This is a genomic window from Paraconexibacter sp. (genome assembly GCF_059438195.1).
The window spans coordinates 58527-77604 of the sequence record NZ_JBLKKY010000004.1; the positions used below are offsets into that span (position 1 = coordinate 58527).

The 19078-nt window shown below is 71.5% G+C and carries 16 protein-coding genes; 2 read left to right on the plus strand and 14 right to left on the minus strand.

The genetic code is table 11. From position 1 onward, the window contains the following. Positions 1-39: 39 nt before the first annotated feature. From ACME2J_RS02445 to ACME2J_RS02490, 10 genes are all read right to left on the minus strand, one after another. Positions 40-1482: an MlaD family protein gene (locus ACME2J_RS02445; RefSeq protein ID WP_495543276.1), complete on the minus strand. Its 1443-nt coding sequence runs from the start codon at positions 1480-1482 to the stop codon at positions 40-42. Further along, complete coding sequence (locus ACME2J_RS02450) at positions 1479-2810, minus strand: MlaD family protein (RefSeq protein ID WP_495543277.1); 1332 nt, start codon at positions 2808-2810, stop codon at positions 1479-1481. Before ACME2J_RS02450 ends, ACME2J_RS02445 begins: the two co-directional genes overlap by 4 nt. A 32-nt stretch (positions 2811-2842) precedes the next feature. Further along, positions 2843-3655 (minus strand): MlaE family ABC transporter permease, encoded by an 813-nt coding sequence (locus ACME2J_RS02455; protein ID WP_495543278.1) that lies wholly within the window; start codon positions 3653-3655, stop codon positions 2843-2845. Between the two features lie 3 nt (positions 3656-3658). Continuing rightward, entirely contained in the window at positions 3659-4351 is a 693-nt protein-coding gene (locus ACME2J_RS02460; RefSeq protein ID WP_495543279.1) for an ABC transporter permease, read from the minus strand. A 166-nt stretch (positions 4352-4517) separates the two neighbouring features. Beyond that, positions 4518-5552 (minus strand): DUF7064 domain-containing protein, encoded by a 1035-nt coding sequence (locus ACME2J_RS02465; RefSeq protein WP_495543280.1) that lies wholly within the window; start codon positions 5550-5552, stop codon positions 4518-4520. 147 nt (positions 5553-5699) lie between these two features. Continuing rightward, entirely contained in the window at positions 5700-6797 is a 1098-nt protein-coding gene (locus ACME2J_RS02470) for an AraC family transcriptional regulator (protein ID WP_495543281.1), read from the minus strand. A 182-nt stretch (positions 6798-6979) separates the two neighbouring features. After that, complete coding sequence (locus ACME2J_RS02475; protein ID WP_495543282.1) at positions 6980-7993, minus strand: DUF7064 domain-containing protein; 1014 nt, start codon at positions 7991-7993, stop codon at positions 6980-6982. Between the two features lie 34 nt (positions 7994-8027). After that, positions 8028-9416, minus strand: coding sequence for a protoporphyrinogen/coproporphyrinogen oxidase (locus ACME2J_RS02480; protein WP_495543283.1), 1389 nt, complete (start codon positions 9414-9416; stop codon positions 8028-8030). A 135-nt stretch (positions 9417-9551) separates the two neighbouring features. Next, positions 9552-10607 carry a helix-turn-helix transcriptional regulator gene (locus tag ACME2J_RS02485; RefSeq protein WP_495543284.1) on the minus strand — a complete coding sequence of 352 codons (1056 nt, stop codon included), beginning with the start codon at positions 10605-10607 and terminating at the stop codon, positions 9552-9554. Between the two features lie 139 nt (positions 10608-10746). Next, positions 10747-11862: a phosphotransferase family protein gene (locus ACME2J_RS02490; protein ID WP_495543285.1), complete on the minus strand. Its 1116-nt coding sequence runs from the start codon at positions 11860-11862 to the stop codon at positions 10747-10749. A 209-nt stretch (positions 11863-12071) separates the two neighbouring features. On the opposite strand from ACME2J_RS02490, the gene ACME2J_RS02495 reads away from it, so the two are divergent. Beyond that, positions 12072-13343, plus strand: coding sequence for a cytochrome P450 (locus ACME2J_RS02495; protein ID WP_495543286.1), 1272 nt, complete (start codon positions 12072-12074; stop codon positions 13341-13343). Between the two features lie 59 nt (positions 13344-13402). After that, complete coding sequence (locus tag ACME2J_RS02500; protein ID WP_495543287.1) at positions 13403-13690, plus strand: hypothetical protein; 288 nt, start codon at positions 13403-13405, stop codon at positions 13688-13690. A gap of 13 nt (positions 13691-13703) precedes the next feature. Here ACME2J_RS02500 and ACME2J_RS02505 read toward each other — a convergent pair whose 3' ends face one another. Genes ACME2J_RS02505 through ACME2J_RS02520 form a run of 4 tightly spaced genes read right to left on the minus strand, consistent with a single transcriptional unit; the run spans position 13704 to position 19076 of the window. Further along, positions 13704-15074 carry an MlaD family protein gene (locus tag ACME2J_RS02505; protein WP_495543288.1) on the minus strand — a complete coding sequence of 457 codons (1371 nt, stop codon included), beginning with the start codon at positions 15072-15074 and terminating at the stop codon, positions 13704-13706. Then, entirely contained in the window at positions 15074-16387 is a 1314-nt protein-coding gene (locus ACME2J_RS02510; protein WP_495543289.1) for an MlaD family protein, read from the minus strand. Before ACME2J_RS02510 ends, ACME2J_RS02505 begins: the two co-directional genes overlap by 1 nt. Next, positions 16384-17745 carry an MlaD family protein gene (locus tag ACME2J_RS02515; RefSeq protein WP_495543290.1) on the minus strand — a complete coding sequence of 454 codons (1362 nt, stop codon included), beginning with the start codon at positions 17743-17745 and terminating at the stop codon, positions 16384-16386. Before ACME2J_RS02515 ends, ACME2J_RS02510 begins: the two co-directional genes overlap by 4 nt. Further along, positions 17742-19076 carry an MlaD family protein gene (locus ACME2J_RS02520; RefSeq protein ID WP_495543291.1) on the minus strand — a complete coding sequence of 445 codons (1335 nt, stop codon included), beginning with the start codon at positions 19074-19076 and terminating at the stop codon, positions 17742-17744. Before ACME2J_RS02520 ends, ACME2J_RS02515 begins: the two co-directional genes overlap by 4 nt. Positions 19077-19078 lie beyond the last annotated feature (2 nt).

Here is a 19078-nt window from a genome sequence, read left to right on the forward strand (position 1 = left end):
CCCGGTGCAGACGGGAGCGTGCCGAGCGTGGTGTCGACATCACGGGCGCAAGAGGTAGTCGAGGAGTCCGTTCCCGGGAGCTGCGTCGCCCTGGGAGCGCCCGCCCAATCCATCGATCGCCTTGCCGAGCCCGTCGCCGAGCTCCTCACCGAGCTGGCCGTCGAGCGCCTTGGGCAGGCGGTCGAGCAACCCGTCGATCGCCGGCACGCCCGTCTTCGGCGCCGGCGGAGGAGCCGGCTCGCTCGTCGGCTTCTCGGGAGGCGACGCGACAGGCGCTGGTGCAGCGGGACGCTCGGCGCCGCGTGGGCGTCGCTGCTCGCGGGCTGGTGGCTTCCCCGCGTCGAGGCGGTTGAGGATGCTCTCGACGACATCGGGGGTGAACGACGCCTCCCCGCGGAACACATGGGACAGCCCGTCGCGGAACTGGATCGCCCGGGCCCAGTTCTCCATCGTGCCGACGAGATTGTCGACGCTGCCGTCGGCGGCCCTCAGGACGGGTGCGGCACTCTTCGTGACGGCGCCCAGCCGGTCAGCGACCGGAACGGCGTCTCGGAGCACCGGGGTCGCCTCGACCCCGAGCCGGGAGAGAGCCGGGGCGACCTCGACGGCGGTGCGCAAGGCGGGCTCTGCGGTGCGACGGACCGGTTCGAGCTCGTCGAGTGTGCGCTGCAGCTCCGGCGCCGTGTCGCTGAGCTCCCGCGCCGCGGGCCCGAGAGGCGCCGCGGTCGCCTCGAGCTCAGCGAAGAACCGCCGCGCCTGCGCGAGCGTCGCCGGCGCTCGATCGAGGGTCTGCGCGAGCTCGGCGCGCCGCTCCGCCATCACATCGGTCGTCTGCGCGGCCTCGCGCACCAGGCGGGACAGCGACCGGCGCTCCCGGGCCATCGACGTCACGAACCGGTCGCTCGTGGTGATCAGGCGGCCGAGCGCCACGTTGTCGGCCGTGAGGTCGTTGAGCAGCCCCCTCGTCTTCGCCATCACCGGAGCCAGCTCCTCGACCAGCACGCGCACGTCCATCCGGCGCCCGTACAGCGCCAGACCGGCCTGGTTGATGAGCACGCCGAGCCGCGCCTGCGTGGGCCCGTCGAGGACACTGACGATCTGGTCGAGGTCGGTGGTGACGCTCACGCGCGATGCGGGGACGATGAAGCCGGACGGCGCCGGATCGCTCGGGTCCCCCTTGTCGAGGTTGACGCGCTTCTGCCCGAGGAGATTCAGCGCAGTGATCTGGACGTCGACGTCTCTGCCGACCGGCCCCTTGTCCGGCTCGATCTCGAGGTCGGCCACGACCTTGCGGCCGACGACGTCCAGGGAGACCTTCCCGGCGTCGACCCCCGCGACCGCCACGGGCGACCCGTCGCGCAGCCCGCTGGCGTTGGGCAGCTCCAGGCGCAGGCGGTAGGGCTCCTCGCCGCCGGACGCGAGGAGCGCGAGCGCGGCGATGAGCGCGCATGCGACGGCCACCGGGGCGAGCAGGCCTCTCATGGCTTCCGCTCCGGATCGAGCTTGAACAGCTGCTGCGCGGTCGGCGGACGATTCTCCGGGTCCTGATCGGGATCCAGCGCCTCGGGGCCGACGCCGCACTCCGGGATCAGCCAGGGCTGACCGCCCGCGTAGCCCGGCGGCATGGGGAAGGCGTACCGCAGCGACGGGTTCTTCTTCGCGAGGGACGCGGAGTTCTCGTTCACCGCGTTGTGTGGGGCGGGAAGGAAGTTCTGCACCTGCGCGCGGAAGTACTTGTCCTTGCCGTCGTGTGCCGAGATGAAATCCCCCCAGGTGCTCACGAAGGCCGCGATGTCCGGTGCGTACGGACGCACGCAGTGCAGTGCCACCCGCGACTGGTCGGCGACCAACGTGATCGTCGGGATGATCGGGGTGACCGTGCGCAGCGCGCCGGAGATGAGGGGCCCCCGGTCGCGAGCCGTCGCCAGCGTGGCGGCGGCGCCGGGCGCCACGGCGCGCAGACGGGCCACCACCGAGCGCAGGGGGGCGATCGTGGCTCGCAGCTCCTGCGCCCCCGGCGCGACGCGGACAGCGAGGCGCTCGACCGCACGCAGCGTGGGGTCGGCGTTCGCGAGCGTCCGGCGGATCTGCTCGGTGGTCGGGCCGGCGTCCTCGAGCACCGATGACAGCGCACCGGCCTCCGCCGCAGTCGCCGCCAGCGTCCGCTGGGCGCCGTCGATGAGCTCGGCGATCCCGGGATCGGCGGCGTGCACGGCCTCGACGACGCGGTCGCCGGTGCGGACCACCGTCGCGAGCGCTGCGTCGCCGTCGGCGAGCTGCCGAGCCACGGCTCGAGACTGCTCCAGAGCCGAAGGGGCCGCCCGCAACGCGCGGCGCAGTTCGGGCCGGGCGGCCAGGAGCGTGTCACCGCCCTCGTCCAGGAGCTCCTTCAGGTCAGCTCGCAGCGTCGGCCCGAAGTCCGACAGCAGGTCGTCGAGCTCGGGGGGCGTCACCAGCGCCGACGGAGGGAGATCGGCGCCCTCACGCAACGGCGGCGCGCCCGCGCGGCCGCGGCGCAGCTCGAGGTGGCGCTTGTTGTAGGAGATCGTTCCGCCCCACCGCAGGGCGAACGTCGTTCCCTGTGGCAGCGGCCAGTGCTCGTCGTCGATCTCGAGCCGCACGCGAACGGCGCGGCCGCCGTCCACCGGATCCATGTCGCCGATCCGACCGACGTCCTGTCCCACCACCCGGATCGGCTGGCCGGCGATGACATTGGCTGCCTGCGAGGTGGTCACGTAGAGGTCGTGCCTCTCTCCTCCCTCGCCGACGGCGATGACAGCGCCGACGCCGGCGACCAGCACGGCGGTCACGGCGAGCAGTCGGGCTGCGGGCGTCCCCCGCATCAGCCGCCGCCGATCGGGAGCCGGATGTCGTTGCCGTAATAGGCCACGACGAAGATGGACGCGATGACGTGCTGCATCACGAGGTTGACGGCCAGAGACCGCGAGACGGCGAGACCGACGGCGTCCGGGCCGCCGCGGGCCTTCAACCCGTAGTAGCAGGCGGTCAGCATCGAGGTGACGCCGATCGCGAGGATGGAGACGAACGCGAAGAGCTGGTCGGAGACGGACTGGACGCTCCAGTGGACGGTCGTCAGCGAAGCGCCCGAGAGGCCTTGCAGCAGCACGACGCTCTCGGCGTAGGACCCGGCGAGGCCGCCGACGAGGCAGACCGCGGTGGCGATCGGCGCGAAGATGAGAGTGGCCAGCAGGCGCGGGGCGACGACGTACTGCATCGTGCGCACGCCGTTGGATTCGAGCGCGTCGATCTCCTGGTTGATCCGCATCGCGCCGATCGTGGCCGCGGCCCCGCAGCACACCTTCGCCGCGAAGACGTACCCGAACATCCCGGCCGTCACCTGCCGTGGCACGACGTAGCCGCTGATGACCCCGAGGTAGTCCCCCGCACCGAGTGCTCGCAGGAGGAAGTACGTGGCGTTCGCGATGCTCGCCCCGATGAACATCATCATCACGAAGAGCAGGAGGCTGGTCCCCGTGATCATGAGCCCGGCGTGGCGGAGCGTCTCCGAGAAGAACCGGGCGGATCCCGGCACGTCCTTGACCGCGCGGGCGCTGAAGGCCGCGAGCTCCCCTGCTTCGTCGAGCGTGCGGCCGATCGGGCCGTCCGCCTTCTTGCGCCTGACGGAGATCGCCATGCGCTACCCCCGGAAGACCGACGCGTCGGGGAACATGCTCAGGTACGCGAGGTTGAACGCGCTGTTCCACAGCCAGATGCCGAAGAACGTGATGACGACGGCCTGGTTGACCGCGCGGCCCACGCCCTCGCTGCCGAGCCTGCACGTGAGGCCCTTGTAGCAGGACACCACGCCGACGAAGAACCCGATGATCGCGTTCTTGAACAAGAGCGTGACCAGCGTGTCGAGCGAGTACATGGTGCGCGCGATGTCGTCCATCGCGACCGCGATCGTGAAGTCGTGCTTCAGCGGGGCGAAGGCGACGACGACGGCGAAGCACGTCAGCGTGCCGATCAGGGCGAGCACCGGCATGAGCACCGTCGCGGCGACGACGCGCGGCACGACCAGCGCGGGGAGCCGATCGACGCCGAGCACGTCGAGCGCGTCCAGCTCCTCGCGGACACGCCGCGCACCCAGATCCGCGGTCATGGCGCTGCCGACGATGCCGGCGAAGATCATCCCGACGATCCACGTCGCCGGCTCGCGGACCTGGATGAGCATCATCCCGCCGGTGATGCGCTCCGCGGCGCCGATGCTCGCCAGGACGCTGCCCAGCGTGATCACGCCGAAGCCGAGCATGTACACCGCAGTCGCGATCACCACGGCCAGCACGCTGCGGCGAAAGCCCTTGGAGAACTCGATCGTCGCGTCGGCCACCCAGCCCGTGCTGCGCAGCGCCGCACGCGGGCTCGTGAGCGCGAGGTGGCCCATGCCGGCTGCGGCTCGGACGGCCTCCTTGCCGCGGTCGACCGCCTGAACGGCGATCGCGGGCGGCGTCGCGACGGGTCGGGTGCTCATGGTCCGGGGGATCGGTGCCGGCGACCTAGAAGGTCAGCAGCCTCGTGCGGTCCATGAACCGGCGGTAGACGTTGAACATCATCCACTCCTGGATCTCGCCCGCGACTGCCTCGTGCCCGTCGAAGGACCACTCGGCCTGACAGACGAAGGACATGAAGTCGCCATAGAGGCCGGGCCACCGCAGCGTGCTGAGCATCGAGCCCTCGGCGACGAGCGTGCGGCCGAGGGAGTCCTCCGCCTCGATGAGCTCGCGGAGCGGACGTCCGTCGTTCCCGGCGCGCTCCAGACAGCGACGAGTCCCCGAGACGATGTCGCCGAGGAGCCCGTCCTTGACGTAGTAGCCGCCCACGACGAGGTCCTCGACGCCCTCGACGTCGTCCTCGTCAGCCGGCTTCGCGTTCACGCCGTAGAGGTGGAAGGCGTGGTCGGGGGACACCATGGCCGACGCGTAGGCCACCCGCCGACGCTCCATCTGGCTGAGGACGACCCGCGGCCCCCATGAGCGATCGAGGATCACCACCGAGTCGACGATGTCGATCTTCTCGCCATCGACCTCGACGGTGCCGTTGGCGTAGCCGTATTGCTCGTAGTGACCCGTCGTCAGATGACCCGGGACCGGCTTGACGAAGTCGCTGAAGCCGGGCTGCAGCTCCCCGCCCCGGTGCTTGGCGTAGTACGGCTCGCGTGCGGCCGTGTAGACCACGTCGATGTCGCAGCCGCGGCCCTGGTACCGGTAGCGGACGATCCTCTGCGGCTCGATCGTCTCGAGGGAGTACCCGTTGGGGAGCGCGCAGTCGAAGAGCTCGGCTCCCTCGGGGATCGGCATGTGCCAATCCCAGCCGTAGTGCAGGACCGTGGCCATGTCGACGCCGCTGTCGTCCCACACCATGGTGCCGCCCACGGCCGTGTTCTGGTTCGGGCGGAAGTAGTGGTAGAGCATCACCATCAGGTTGCGGCCGGGGACGCGAAAGGACATGAAGCTGCTCTCGTTCCACCATGCGTCGCCGTTGGTCTCGTGCAGGTAGTGATCGGCGGGATCGACGGCCTCGGCCCAGGGCATCTGCTGCTCCTCTTCTCGCTCGTGCTGCGGCTCGACCGACCCTCGTCCATGCCGGACCGGCGCCGCAACGCGCGACGCCGCCCTTGTCCCGAACGGGCAACGGAATGGCCGGTATTGCCCGCACGACCTCCGTCCCGGGAGGGGCGCTCAGGACGCTCGCCGCCGGCCGGCCTCGCGCTTGACGGCCCCCGGGGTGCTCCCCGTCCACCGGCGATAGGCCCGCACGAAGCTGGGTGTCTCGGCGTAACCGACGCGGCGGGCGATCTCGTTCATCGTGAGATCGCTCTCGATGAGCATCGCCGTGGCGAGAGCCTCACGGGTCCCATCCAGGATCGCGCGGAACGACGTCCCCTCCGCGGCAAGCAGCCGGTTGAGCGTGCGCGGATGCACGTAGCGTGCCGCCGCGACGTTCTCCAGCGTCCAAGACGAGGGAGGAAGGCGCATCAGGACCGCCTCCACCCGGGCGCGCGCGCTGTCCGGAGGCGCCTGCCACTGCTTGCGCTCCAAGAGCTCCTCGCACTGGCGCTCGCACATCGCGGCGGCATAGGGATCTCCGTTGGGCAGGGCGACGTCGAGGTCAGCGCCGGAGAACCAGAGCGCGTTCCGCCGCGCGCCCACGCGCAGCACCCGCGGGCCGAGCACCTCCTGCAGGCGCCGGACCCGGTCCGGGCCGAGCGTCGTCTCGACCACGACGGGCACACGCCTGCCGTTGAGCTTGTCCAGCGCCGTGACGGTGAACGCGAGGTCGCGCTCGATGAGGAACTGACGGACATCCGCGGGCGCGACGCGCTCATCGAACACCGCCCGGAGCGCTGGGCCGTCGGGCACGAGGGACGCGGCGAGCATCCCCCACGAGAACTTGTGATGACCCTGGCGCAGGGCCACGGCCAGCAGCTCGCGCATCGTGCGACTCGACATCATCGCGAGGCCCCAGACGCCGAGCGTGCCGAGCTGGAATCGCGTCGCGGCAGCGGTGCCGAGCCCGGGCTCGTCCTGGGCGTAGACGACGAGGTTTCGAATCGCGGCGAGCTCGTGGCTGGCGAGCACGGTCACCCCGGGCGATGCGACATCGGCGACGTCCAGGCCCGTTCCCGCCAGACAGCCCGTTCGCGACAGGCCGCGTTCCTCGGCGACCTCGAGCAGCGCGAGCAGCGCGGCTGCAGCGCGAGGCCCCTCCCACTGGCCCGCGCCGGCGGCATCGCGAAGGTCATGCGGCCGTGCTTCACGCACAGGGTCGCCGGTCATCGGCCGGGGGGAACGACAGGCGTCACCCGTGGCCGGAGCGAGTACAGCACCTCTCATGCGCAGACACGACCAGAGCGACGAGGACGGGCGCAACGCTTCGTCACGAGCGTGTCTCGAACGGCCACCCGAATGTCCCCTCGGGCCACTCTTCGCACCCGGGTGGCCCTTTGTGGACCTCGGCGTCAGCCAGGGCGCGTCATGCGGCCGGTGCGGTTGGTTCGCTCGACCCAGCCGACGCCGTGCTCCCCGTTCCACTGGACCCTCGTCGGGCCCTCGACATCGACGAGGATGGACGGATCGCGCCAGTCGACGCCCAACGGCATCGCCAACGGCGCGCGCATCGTGAACGGCATCGCGTGCAGCATCTGCGCCTGCACGCTCATCGGACCGAGGTCGCTGTCGAGCTCGATGGCGAAGTCACGGGGCGCGCCCTCGCAGTCCTCCAGACCGGGCAGCGACACCGGAGTGGCGCGGTGCAGCTTGCCGTCGTCCACGACGAAGCCGAACACCTGCCGGGCCTCCCCAGGGTCGTGGAACGCCTCCAGCACGAGGAAGACGCGGCCCGACGGGAAGAACCCGTACGTCCAGCAATGCCGAGACAGGCCCGTGTAGTTCCGCCGGCCCCGCGTGTGATCGCGAAACGCCATGCAGTCGATCTGCCGTCGCGCTCCGTCGATCTCGATCGCGCCCGTGAGGCGGCCACCCTGCTCGAGGTGGGAGTCGCCCCAGTCCTGGTCCTCCATCGCCGCACCGGCGCTCCATGTCGGGAACACGCCGTCGAACGTGAGATCCACTGCCAGCGCCGCGTCCTCCGACGGCGACAGGACCCGCGACGCGGCCTCACGCGTCGTCGACCGCAGAGCCCGGCCGTCGAAGCGCGCCCGCCAGCGCTGCAGCGGCTCGACCACCTCGAACGAGCACGCGCCCGTGTCGGCCCGGTCCTCCGACCCTTCCCGCCCGTAGGACTGATGCAGCAGCACCTCGCCGCCTGGCGCGTACACGCAGAAGATGCCCTCCCACAGATCGGCATCGCCGTGCATCCGCGAGAAGTGCACCCAGATGCCCAGATCCGCCGCGGCGTCGTACGCCATCAGGATGAGGTTCTCCGAGTACTCCGGCGGCGGTGGGAACGGCGCATGAAGCCGGTCCTGCTCGGGGTTCGTCTCGACAAGCGTGCTGACAGCGTCGACGGACATGGGATGAGGTCGCTTTCGTCGGGGTACTGGACGGTCAGGAGAGCCCGGCCCCGAGGACCGGGGGCATCGGGGTCGCGGCCGGTCCGACGCGGCCTGCCAGGCGGTCGGCGAGCTCGCGGGCGGCGCGCTCACCCGCGACGGTGGCGGTGTTCACGTTGCTCGAGCTGTTGTAGGAACCGGCGAGATGGATGCGGCTGTCCAGGGGCCGGGTCGCATGGAACCGCCCGAGCTTTCGGTACAGGCCCGGATGGCTGTAGACGAGCACCGGGTACCACCGGTTGACCAGCGCGAACTCGATGTCGTCGCAGACGCCGGGGACGAGCTTCTCCGCGTCGGCCATCGCGTCGTCGACGATCTCCTCGTCGGAGCGGTGGATGTTCTCCACCGACCAGCCGTTCATCCCGTAGAACGACACGAGGCCCTTGCCCTCCGGCGCCCGGCCCGGCGCCTTGTTGTGCTCGACGATGGCCGCGAACACCTTCTCGGAGACCGGCCGCGGCGCCACCACGAACGCCGCCTTCTCGGTCGGCGGGCGAGACAAGGCGAGGTTGAAGGTGATGCAGCTGGTGTAGGTGAGCTCGCGCAGGAACTCCGCGCGCTCGGGTGCCAGCTGCGGGACCATGTCCGGGACGAGGTTGCCCATCGAGCTGACCACCACCCCGGCAGCCGTCTCCGTGTGCTCGCCGGCCGCGTCCTCGTAGACGACCTGCGCCTCCTGATCGGTCTCGAGGATCTCCTTGACGGTGGCGCCCAGTCGCACCTCGAAGCCCTCGGCCATCCGTCGCGCCCACGACGAGTAGCCGCGCCGGAACGCGTACAGCTCGGTGCCGAGCACCTTCTGCGCGAGGAAGAAGAACTCGACGACCGAGATCACGTCGGCCGGCACCCCGGCGCCCGCCCGCACGATCGGCTCGATGAGGTAGTCGTAGAGCTCGCCGTCCAGCCCGCGTCGGACCGCGTAGGCCTCGGGCGTCTCGGAGTCGAACGCGCCGCCCTTCGACAGATCCTCGTAGGACAGGGTGTTGCGCACCCGCGCCATGTCGATCGCGAGCTTCGCGACGTTGAGCTTCGCCCGCGGCGACAGCAGCTTCGAGCGCACCGCGTCGAGCGCGAGATGGTCGGCGCGGAGGTGATGGACGCGCCCGTCGCGCACGAACCCCATGAGCGACGACGCCGGGATCAGCTCCGACGCCATCCCGGCCTCGGCCACCAGGCCGGCGATCGACTCGTACGCCGCGGGGAGGATCGTCGTCGCCGCTTCGATGAGGAAGCCGTCCCGCTCGATCGTGCACAGCTGCCCTCCGACCCGGTCGCGCGAGTCCAGCAGGACCACCTCGTGCCCCGCCTCGCGCAACCGCCACGCCGCCGCCAGTCCCGAAGGCCCTGCGCCGACGACCATGACCTTCTCGCCGTGAGCGGACATCAGACCGCCCACTCGCGAGAGGTCGTCTGCGGGTGGGTCGGTGAAGGCCTGGACACCATGGCGCCCACGCTGCCTCCGCAACCGGGCGAGGTCAACGGCGGCGTGGTCCCCCTGTCGTCAACGGGCAACCCGCTGTCAGGTTCCGCGCCGCAGCTCGCGGCGAACGGCCGCGGGCGTCCGCCCGGTCCACCGCTTGAAGGCCTTCGTGAAGCTCGCCGGATCGGTGTAGCCGACCCGCGCGGCGATCTGCCCCACCGCGAGATCGGTGTCGCGCAGCAGGGCCATCGCGAGCCGCTCGCGGTGCGCATCCAGAACGCCGCGGAACGACGATCCCTCGGCGGCGAGCATGCGCTTGAGGGTGCGGGGATGGACGTGTCGCTCTCGGGCCACGTCCTCGAGATGCCAGCGCTCCGGTGAGAGCCGCAGGAGGACCGCCTGCACCGAGGCCACGGCGCCGGCGGGGCGGGTCTCGGCCGCCAGCCGCTCCTCGAGCAGCTCGCACTGCCGAGCGCAGACCTCGACAGCCATCGCGTTGCCCCCGGCGATCGGGATGTCCAGCGTCTCCCGCGTCCAGCTGATCCGGGTGCCTGGCCTGCCGGCCAGGAGCGGCCTCGGGCCGAGGAGCGCGCGAAGGGCGGTCGTCCGCCCGGGCGGCAGCGAGGTCTCGACGGCCAGGGGACAGCGGGTCCCGACCGTCTTGTCGAAGACCGACACGGCGAACGCGATGTCCCGCTCGACGGCGAACGCGCGCACGTCCACCGGGATGGCCGCTTCGTCGAGAACGGCAGTGACGACCCCGGACGTCTCCACCATGCGCCGCGGCACCATGCCCCACGTGAGCCCCGAGAAGCGCTGAGCGGTCTCGAGCAGCTCGCGCACGCTCCGACTGGACAGCATGATGAGGCCGAAGACGCCGAGCGTCCCGGGCTTGAATCGCACGCCGGCGTGCGTGCCGAGCCCCGGCTCATCGCCGACGATGGTGAGCAGATTGCGTATGGCCGCGAGCTCGTCGGCGGCGCTGACGGTGGCCGACGGAGCATCGAGGGTGGCGGGGTCGATGCCCGTCCCCGCCAGGCACGCCGCCGCCGACACGCCACGCTCGCGGGCCAGCTCGACGACCACTCGCACGGCCGACGGGTTGCGGGGCAGCTCCCAGCGGTCCTCCCCGATCGGTCCCATCGCGTCGCTCATGTCTGGTACGGCGGCCGCCGAGGCATCCGAGGCGAGCTCCGTCCGCGCAGCGAGTGTGACGGACGCCGGCCCATCGCGGTGCCGATTGGACCGATGGGTCGTCGAGAGCCGGCGCCGCGTGACCGGTCACCCGCGATCGTCAGCGATTTCCGACGAAATCGGAGGTCTGTCCGGTCGACCGGGACTGGCCGGTGAGCTCGGCGAGGATCTGAGCCGGCGGGTTGTTGTGCGGCATCGGATCGTCCGCGGGGAGGGCTCCGGCGGCGATGAGCAGCTGGCCCATGCGCATCGCGGAGATCGCGCCACGCAGCGCCGCGAAGGCCTCGTAGAACTCCATGTCCGCCGGCTCGTGGCCGGTCAGCTCGCGGTAGCACGCGATGATCTCGTCACGTCCCTGCATTCCCTCCGGCCGTGGTGCGCCGACGCCTGCCGTGCTGTAGCGGACCATGAACACGAACCAACCGAGGTCGAGCTCTCGCGGACCGAGCGTCGCCAGCTCCCAGTCGAGCACGGCGCGCACCGACTGGTCGGCCTCGTCGTAGAGGACGTTGCCGATCCGGGCGTCGCCCCAGCTGAGCACGACCTCTCCCTGCTCGGGGAGATGGTCGGCGATCCAGTCGAAGGCTCCGTCGATCACCGGGCTCGGTCGGCCGTCGTGCGCCCAGGCGTAGGCGTCGCGCCAGTGGTTGATCTGCTGCTCCATGCCCAGCGCACCGCACTCCGGCCAGGCGAGCGACTCCAAGCCCGCCGCTCGCCAGTCGACGGCGTGGATCTTGGCCAGCTCGCGCAGCGCATTGGGGATCAGCCGCCCGCGCTGCGCGGGCGCGAGCTCGAGCACCCACCCGTCGACGCTGTAGGGAGGGTCGTCGGCCGGCACCTCGCCGGGGCATCTCTCCATCACGAGGAACGGCGAGCCGAGGACGGACGGGTCCTCCTCCAGCCACAGCACGGACGGCACGCGCACGTCGGAGCCCGCGGCCAGTGCGCCCATGACGTGGAACTCGCGGGCCAGGTCGGTGGTCTTGAAGACGCCGGGGCCCTGCGGGGCGACGCGGGCGACGAGGTCCACCTTCCGGCGCCCCTCGTCCTCGCGCCACTCCGCAGCGAAGAGCACCGTCGTCATGGACATCCCGGCCCCCTGCGGGATCGCGACATCACGGACCTCCACACCTGCGGCGTGGGTCAGCTTCTTCCGCAGCCAGACGCGCAGCGCGTCACGGGTCGTGTCGGGGTCCAGGGTGTTCAGCAGGGCCATTCGCCCACCCTCCACACGCCCGCCTCCGGGAGCAAACGTTCCCGGACGCGCTGTCCACAACAGCCAACTGGATGTCGGATTCGGCACCTCTCCCAGAAGAGGACAACGACTTGACCGTTGTCGACAGCGCGCCGAGCGGCGATTGACCGCCGTCGGAGAGGTCTGGGACGTTCGCCGTGACGTCCCAGACCTGACAGAAGGAGCATGGTGTGACCACGGAAGCGACCGACGGAGCGATCGACGAGCCGGCCGCGGGAAACGCGTGCCCGTTCGGCTTCGACCCCACCACCCCGGACCACGTCGTGTCCCCCTGGCCGGTGCTTCAGCGCCTCCGCGAGGAGCACCCCGTGTTCTTCATGCCGCATCTCGGCATGTGGTGCGTCACCCGTCACGAGGACGTCCTGGAGATCCTGCGTGATTCGGCCACGTTCGCGATGCGCGGCGGCTACATGGTGCTCTACCCGCTCCCCGATGACATCGAGAACGTGCCGGGATACCTCTTTCCCGAGTACGACGGCCTCATGCAAGCCGATCCGCCGCACCACACCCGGCTCCGCAAGCTGCTGCAGCCGGCGTTCCGCCCCACGCGCGTCAAGCAGTGGGAGGAGGACGTGCGAGCGGTGGCCGACGAGCTCATCGACGGGTTCATCGCCGACGGCCAGGTCGACCTGGTGGCCCGGTTCGGCACACCGCTCCCCACCCTCGTGATGGCCCGCCTGCTCGGTTTCAGCGCCGAGGACGCGACGAGCTTCAGGCGCTGGACCGACAGCTACCTCGGTCTCGTCGGCATCCCCGGCCTCCCGCCGGAGCAGGTTCGGCAGATGTGGGGTGACGTCCTCGAGTGCGACGCGGCGATCCGCACCCTCGTGCACGCCCGGCGCGAGAATCCCCTCGAGGACATCATCTCCGACCTGGTGACCTCGGTCGCCGATGACGGGTCGGCATCGCTCACCGACGACGAGATCGTCCACAACGTCTTGCAGTTCATCGTCGGCGGCACGGACACCACCTCGATCGTGGTGCCCACGGCGGTCCGGATGCTGCTGGAGGAGCGCGAGCGCTGGGAGGAGGTCCGGGCGGACCCGGCACTCGTCCCCTCGGTCGTCGAGGAGACCATCCGCTTCCGCGGCGTCGTGCGCGGCGTCAAGCGCGTGACCACTCGCGACTGTCAGGTGGGCGGCGTGGACATCCCCCAGGGCTCCGCTCTCTACGTGATGTATGCGTCAGCCAACCACGACGAGGCGTTCTTCGACCACCCGCAGACCTTCGATCTGCATCGCGAGATGAGCTACCACCTCGGTTTCGGACGCGGCACCCACTTCTGCATCGGCGCCCCGCTCGGGCGCCTCGAGTCGCGGGTCGCGCTGGAGCAGCTGCTCACGCGCATCCCGAGCCTGCGGCTCCCACCTCAGGACATCGAGTACAGCCAGCACCTGATCACCCCCATGCCGATGTCCCTGCAGCTGGAGTGGGACGCGTGAGGAGAGCAGGTCGCACCCCTTGGCGGCCTGCGAGATCACCTGCGGAGCTCAGGGACGTCGTGAGCCCTCACCGGCATCCGCCCACGGGCAGCGCCCGCGGGCTCTGGCGCGACGCGGCGCGCTTCACGGAGGGTGACCCACCGGAGCTCGTCCTCGCGTCGATGGCCTGCCCGACGTGCCTGCGCACACCGCCGGCGGCATGGCTGGAGCAGGCGCGGGACGCGGGCGTCGCGACGTGCCTCTGCGCTCTCTGCGACGACGGGTGGGAGATCGTGCTCGACGGGAACCAGGCCCTCATGCTCCGGTCGCTCTCGCCGCAGTTCCTGGTCGTGACCGGGCCGAGCTGACGCGGACGCCGGCTCAGCAGTCGGGCATGACGCGCGGGTACACGTACCCGGACTCGCGCAGCTCCTCGGGACCCGAGATCGTCTTGCCGGGCGCGGCCTGGTCCTTGCCGATCATGCCCGCCTCGGGGTACGGATTCCAGGTGAGCGGCGTCGCCTTCGCGAAGAGCCCGGAGCGCAGGAGCTTCTGCTGGGCGAGGGTGACCTCCTTCGGGAGGCCGGCGGCGCTGTTCTCGCCGATGATCGGCGTGAGCCGGATGAGGTGGCCGATCGCGTCGTAGCTGTTCGACGCCGACCCGAGGCCGACGACGGACATGACGACGTCGTCCATGTAGGGCTTGAGATAGCGGACGACGGGGTTGACCTCGCACAGCGCCTGGTTGAGCTCCGGCAGCGCCTTCACGAGCTTCGGCGAGAGCGCGCGGGCCTCGCCGAGCGTCCCCTCGAGCGCCGGCGCTGCGACGTCGAGCTCGCGGACGGCCTCGCGGCCGATCTGCGCGGCGGGCCGCAGCGACGCGACGGCCGGGCGGATCTCGCTGAGGCCCTTCGCGAGGTCGGCGAGGACCGGCGTCGCCGTCTCGGTGACCGAGGCGAGCTTGCCGCTCGACCCGCGCACCTGGCGCAGCGTCGACGGGAGCTGGGCGAGCGTCTCGCGGACGGCGGCGTCGCGGGACTCGAGCGCGCGCATCGTCGTCAGGCCCTCGTTCGCCAGGGTCTCGATCGTCGCGCCGCGCTCGCCGATCGCCGCCGAGACGCGGCCGAGGCGGTCGACGAGGCGCGCGACGGCGTCGCGGTCGCCGCTGAGGAGCTTGAAGACGCGGCCGCCCTTCTCCAGCGTCTTCGCGCCGCCGCCGACGAGCGCGTTGAGCTGCTCGCCTCGATCGTCGAGTGCCGACCCGGCGCCCTGGATGAGCTCGCGCGCCCGCTGCCGCGTGTCACCCTGGAGGACGGAGAGGATCTCGTCGACGTCCACGTACTCCTGCGCCTGGTCGACGGGGAAGACGCCGTCCTCGGGAAGCGTCCGCTCGGACGTCCCGGGGTCGATCTCGATGTAGCTCTCGCCGACGGGCGTCCGCTGGCGGATCGCGACGGCGGAGTCGGCGGGGACGGGCCAGACGCCGTCGTCCTCGATCCGCATCTCGACGACGGTCGTGTACCCCTGGCGCTCGACCTCGGTGACCTCGCCGACCTCGACGCCGGACATCGTCACGCGCGAGCTCGGCGTGAGCTGGGCGGACGTCGGGACGACGGCGCGGACGGTCCTCGCGTCGCTCACGTAGAACCCGCCGCCGACGATCGTGAAGCCGATGAACGTCGCCGCGGCGACGAGGATCGCCGCGAAGGCGACGATGGTGTGGCCCGTGCGGCCTGCCTTCGGGCCCCTCATCAGCGGTAGTCCTTCTCGGTCGGGACGCGGCCGCCGACGACCTCGCCGGGGACGCAGGCCTGGGGCGCGTACTCGTTCGGGTCGCCCAAGACGCCGCTCGACTGCGCGCCCATGGTGACGTTGCCGCGCGGGATCGGCCCGCGGGCGTCGCCGAACTTCGACATGGAGGCGTTCCACTGGAAGAAGCCCTGGATGCCCTTCTTGCAGCCGGCGACGCCGTCGGTGACGTCGTTCACCGTGTCGACCTGCGGCAGGAGCGTCGTCACGGCGACGTCGAGCTGCTCGGAGAGCGGGACGAGCGACCGCGCGAGCGGGACGAGCTCGCCGACGGGCCGCTGCAGGGCCCGGACGGCCGGCGTCGCGTCGTCGGCGACGGCCTCGAGGGTGCGCAGCGACGCCGGCAGGCGGTCGGCGACCGGGTTCAGCGAGGCGACCGCGGTGTCGACCTCGTCGAGGACCGAGCGCACGGCGGTGAGGCTCGTGTCGATCCGGGTGAAGGTCGGCGGGATCTCGGCGAGCATCGCGTCGAGGTCGCCGGAGGACGCCTGCAGCGTGCCGAGCGTGCCGGCGCCCTCGCGGACGAGCCGTCGCAGCTCCTTCTCGCGGGCGCCGAGCTCGCCGGTGAGGAGCGCGGCGTTGCGGACGAGGCGCTCGACCTTCGGGCGGCGGTCGGCGAGCTGCTCGGCGATGTCGCCGGCGAGCTGGATGAAGGGGACGGCCTCGACGAAGATCGTCCGCAGCGAGGCGCCGCGGTCGTCCATGCCTCGGCCGAAGTCGTCGAGCATGGTCCGCAGGCTCGCCCGCTCGGTCGGCTCGAAGACGCCCAAGACCTCGGAGATCTTCACCGGCGTCTCGGTCTGGCTCGACGGGACGGGCGTCGTCTCGTCGAGGACGCCGGCGGCGGGCGTCCCGCGATCGACGATGTCGAGGAACATGTCCTGCAGCGCCGTCGTCGGCCGCAGCTGCGCGCGGACGTCGCGGTAGAGCTCGCCGTACTCCTCGCGGATCGAGACGGTCGCGACGGCGCGATCGCTCTCGATCTCGAGGTCCGTGATCTCGCCGACCGGGATGCCCTTGAGCCGGACCTCGTGGATGCCGGGCTCGACGCCCGTCGCGTCGGCGAGCTCGAACTTCGCGGAGTACGTGCCGTCGAGCAGGTTCGGCGCGATCTTCGACAGGACGTAGAGGAACATCGCGAGAGCGACCGCGCAGCAGCCGAGGATGACGAGCGCCGGCTTGACCGCGCGCGAGACCTCGAGCTTGATCCGCTCGCGGTTGACGTGCTCGGTGACGTGGTCGTCGACGTCGATCACTCGCCGTCACCTCCCGCGGCGTCGGCCGTGCCCGGCGTCGGGGCGAGCGGCTGGTAGTCGAGATAGGTCTGCAGCGCCTCCTCGAGCGACTGGCACGCGAGCAGCTCGGCCTTGTCGGGGTTCGTGAGGTAGCTCTGGCAGGGCAGCGAGTAGACGGAGCTGTTGCCCGCCGTCGCCGGGAAGCGGATGAAGTGCCCGTTCGCGTCCATCTGGCCGCCGGCGCCGGAGGCGAGGCCCGCGAACGTGCCGCCGATCATCACGGCGGTCGACTTCGTCGTGTCGGGGTCGACCTCGGAGAGCATCGGGAGGATCGCCTTCTCGAGGCGATCGATGCTCGGCTGCAGCTGCTGGACGAGGGGCAGGCCGTTCTTCGCCGCCGTGCGCAGCGAGGCGGCGGCCGGTCGCAGCGCCCCGAGCAGCGGGTCGGCGCGGCGGACGAGGCGGGCGCCTTCGACGGCGGTCGGACGGAGCGCCCGCAGCGTCGGTGCGACGTCGTCGGCCGGGTCGCGCAGCTTCGCGAGGAGCACGTCGGCGCCGTCGAGCGTCGTCTCGAGGCGGGTGAGCGTCGACTCGGTGCGCGTGAAGGTGCCGGGGGCCTGGCGGAGCGTGCGCTGGATGTCGCCGCCGCGGGCCGAGGTCGTCGACAGCGTCGCGGCGGCGCCGGAGATGACTCTCCGGAGGTCCTCGCGGGGGGCGTCGAGTGCGCCGACGGTGTCGGCGGTGTTCGCGATGAGAGCACGCAGGTCGCGGCCCTTCGCGATGCCGCGCAGCGCGGAGAGGCCCTGCTCGGCGTCGGGGCTGATGGCCGCGGTCTCGTCGAGGAGGCGCGCGGCCGCATCCGGATCCTCGAAGGCGTCGCTGAACTCCCCCGGGAGCGTCTGGAGACCCTTGCGGGCGTCGCCGTCGACGACGGAGGCGACGTCGTCGAGCTCGACCTGGTGCGAGGTGCTCGCGAGCGAGATCGGCTGGGAGCCGAGCTCCCCGGCCGACGCCGTCCCGCGCTCGAGGTCGACGTAGAAGGAGCCGCCGAGGACCGTGCGCCAGCGCACGACCGCGGAGGCGTCCCGGTACAGGACGCCGGCGTCGTCCTCGACGTCCATCGTCACGGCGGTCCGGCGCGCCTCGGGGTTCTCCTCGATGTCGGCGACCGTGCCGACGACGACGCCGTCGATCCGGACCTCGCTCCCCTCGCGGAGCTGCTGGGTCGTCTCGAAGACCGCGACGACCTCGCGCGTGTCCGGACCGCCGCCGAGCTTGTTGAGGATCCCCGCGAAGCCGAGGACGAGCACGATCGTCGAGACGACGAGGGTCACGAGGCCGAGGAGCGCCCGGCGGTCGAGCTGGCGGGCGCCGGTCATGGAGCACCGCCCCCGGTCGTGCGCTGCCCGATGATCGGGTACGGCTTCGCGAGGTACGTGCACGGCTCGACGTAGCCCTCGCGCTCGACGAGCCCGGAGGAGTCGTCGGCGACCGAGAGCAGCTCGGTCGGGATCGGCGTCGCGACCTGGAGGCGGAAGCCCATCGCCGGGCCGTTCGGGCCCTCACCGAAGCCGCCGAAGCCGGTCATGCTGCGGAAGACGGCGCCGAAGTTCTTGATGTCGCACTCGTACTCGGTGATCGTGCGGGAGATCGGGACGAGGTCGCTGAAGAGCTCGCGCGCGGGCTGCAGGAGCGGGTCGGCGGCCTTCGTCACCGCGGTGAGCGCGGGGACGGCCGGCTCGGCCTCGTCGAGGAGGGTCGTCGTGCGGCGCAGCGGTCGCGGGCTCTCGCGCAGGAGGGCCGCCGCGGCCCGCAGACCGCCGGGGGCCTGCGGCAGCGTGCGCGACGCCTCGACGGCGACGGCGCGGGCCTGCGTGAGGAGGGCGCGGCTGCGCGCGAGGCCGGAGGTGGCGGCCGACAGGGCCGGCGGCGCCTCCGAGAGGGTCGCGGCGAGGGACTCGCGTTCCTCCGCGAACGGGGCGAGCGCGTCGGCCGACGCGCCGACGAGGTCGCCGAGCGCCCGCCGGTTCGCGTCCAGCGGCGTCACGGCGGACTCGAGCGACGGGAGCAGGCGGCCGAGCGCGCCGTCCTGCGCGGACAGTCTCTTCATGAGCCGCTGGAACGGGACGATCGCGTCGCCCCCGACGCGAAGGGCGTCGTTGAGCTCGGCGCCGTGGCCGAGGACCCCGGTGCCGAGCTCGCCGACGAGCGACCGGAGGTCCCCGCGCGTCTCCTCGTCGAACGTGTCGAGCGCCTCGGTGACCCCGAACGTCACGGTGTTCTCGTCGCCCTCGATGCGGGCGTCGCCGAGCGGCTCCTCGCTGTCGCCGGGCAGCAGCTCGACGTAGCGTGCGCCGAGCAGGCCGTTCGCGCGCAGGAGGATCCCGGTGTCGGCGGGGAGGTCGGTGCCGTCGTCGAGCTGGAGGCGGACGACGGCGCGGCCGTCCTCGCCGGTCTCGATCGAGGCGACCTGCCCGACGCGCGTGCCGGCGATCCGCACGGGGTCGTTGGCGATGAGGTTGCCGACCTCGGGGACGACGGCCTCCGCGTAGTCGTAGCTCTTGCCGGGGACGCCGTCGTAGGCGCTGATCGCGACGTAGAGGAGGGCGCCGAGGAAGGCGAGACCGAGGAACCCGCGGCCGAGGGCGACCGAGATCGGATCCTGGTCGTAGCGGCGGGTGCGGCGCGTGAATCGCGAGGGACGAGCCATCA

Bases quoted from the DNA above. Each gene is read 5' to 3' on its own strand.
- ACME2J_RS02485 (WP_495543284.1), bottom strand. From the start codon at position 10,607: ATGAGCGACGCGATGGGACCGATCGGGGAGGACCGCTGGGAGCTGCCC.
- ACME2J_RS02475 (WP_495543282.1), bottom strand. From the start codon at position 7,993: ATGTCCGTCGACGCTGTCAGCACGCTTGTCGAGACGAACCCCGAGCAG.
- ACME2J_RS02505 (WP_495543288.1), bottom strand. From the start codon at position 15,074: ATGAGGGGCCCGAAGGCAGGCCGCACGGGCCACACCATCGTCGCCTTC.
- ACME2J_RS02455 (WP_495543278.1), bottom strand. From the start codon at position 3,655: ATGGCGATCTCCGTCAGGCGCAAGAAGGCGGACGGCCCGATCGGCCGC.
- ACME2J_RS02470 (WP_495543281.1), bottom strand. From the start codon at position 6,797: ATGACCGGCGACCCTGTGCGTGAAGCACGGCCGCATGACCTTCGCGAT.
- ACME2J_RS02445 (WP_495543276.1), bottom strand. From the start codon at position 1,482: ATGAGAGGCCTGCTCGCCCCGGTGGCCGTCGCATGCGCGCTCATCGCC.
- ACME2J_RS02490 (WP_495543285.1), bottom strand. From the start codon at position 11,862: ATGGCCCTGCTGAACACCCTGGACCCCGACACGACCCGTGACGCGCTG.
- ACME2J_RS02520 (WP_495543291.1), bottom strand. From the start codon at position 19,076: ATGGCTCGTCCCTCGCGATTCACGCGCCGCACCCGCCGCTACGACCAG.
- ACME2J_RS02465 (WP_495543280.1), bottom strand. From the start codon at position 5,552: ATGCCCTGGGCCGAGGCCGTCGATCCCGCCGATCACTACCTGCACGAG.
- ACME2J_RS02480 (WP_495543283.1), bottom strand. From the start codon at position 9,416: ATGTCCGCTCACGGCGAGAAGGTCATGGTCGTCGGCGCAGGGCCTTCG.
- ACME2J_RS02515 (WP_495543290.1), bottom strand. From the start codon at position 17,745: ATGACCGGCGCCCGCCAGCTCGACCGCCGGGCGCTCCTCGGCCTCGTG.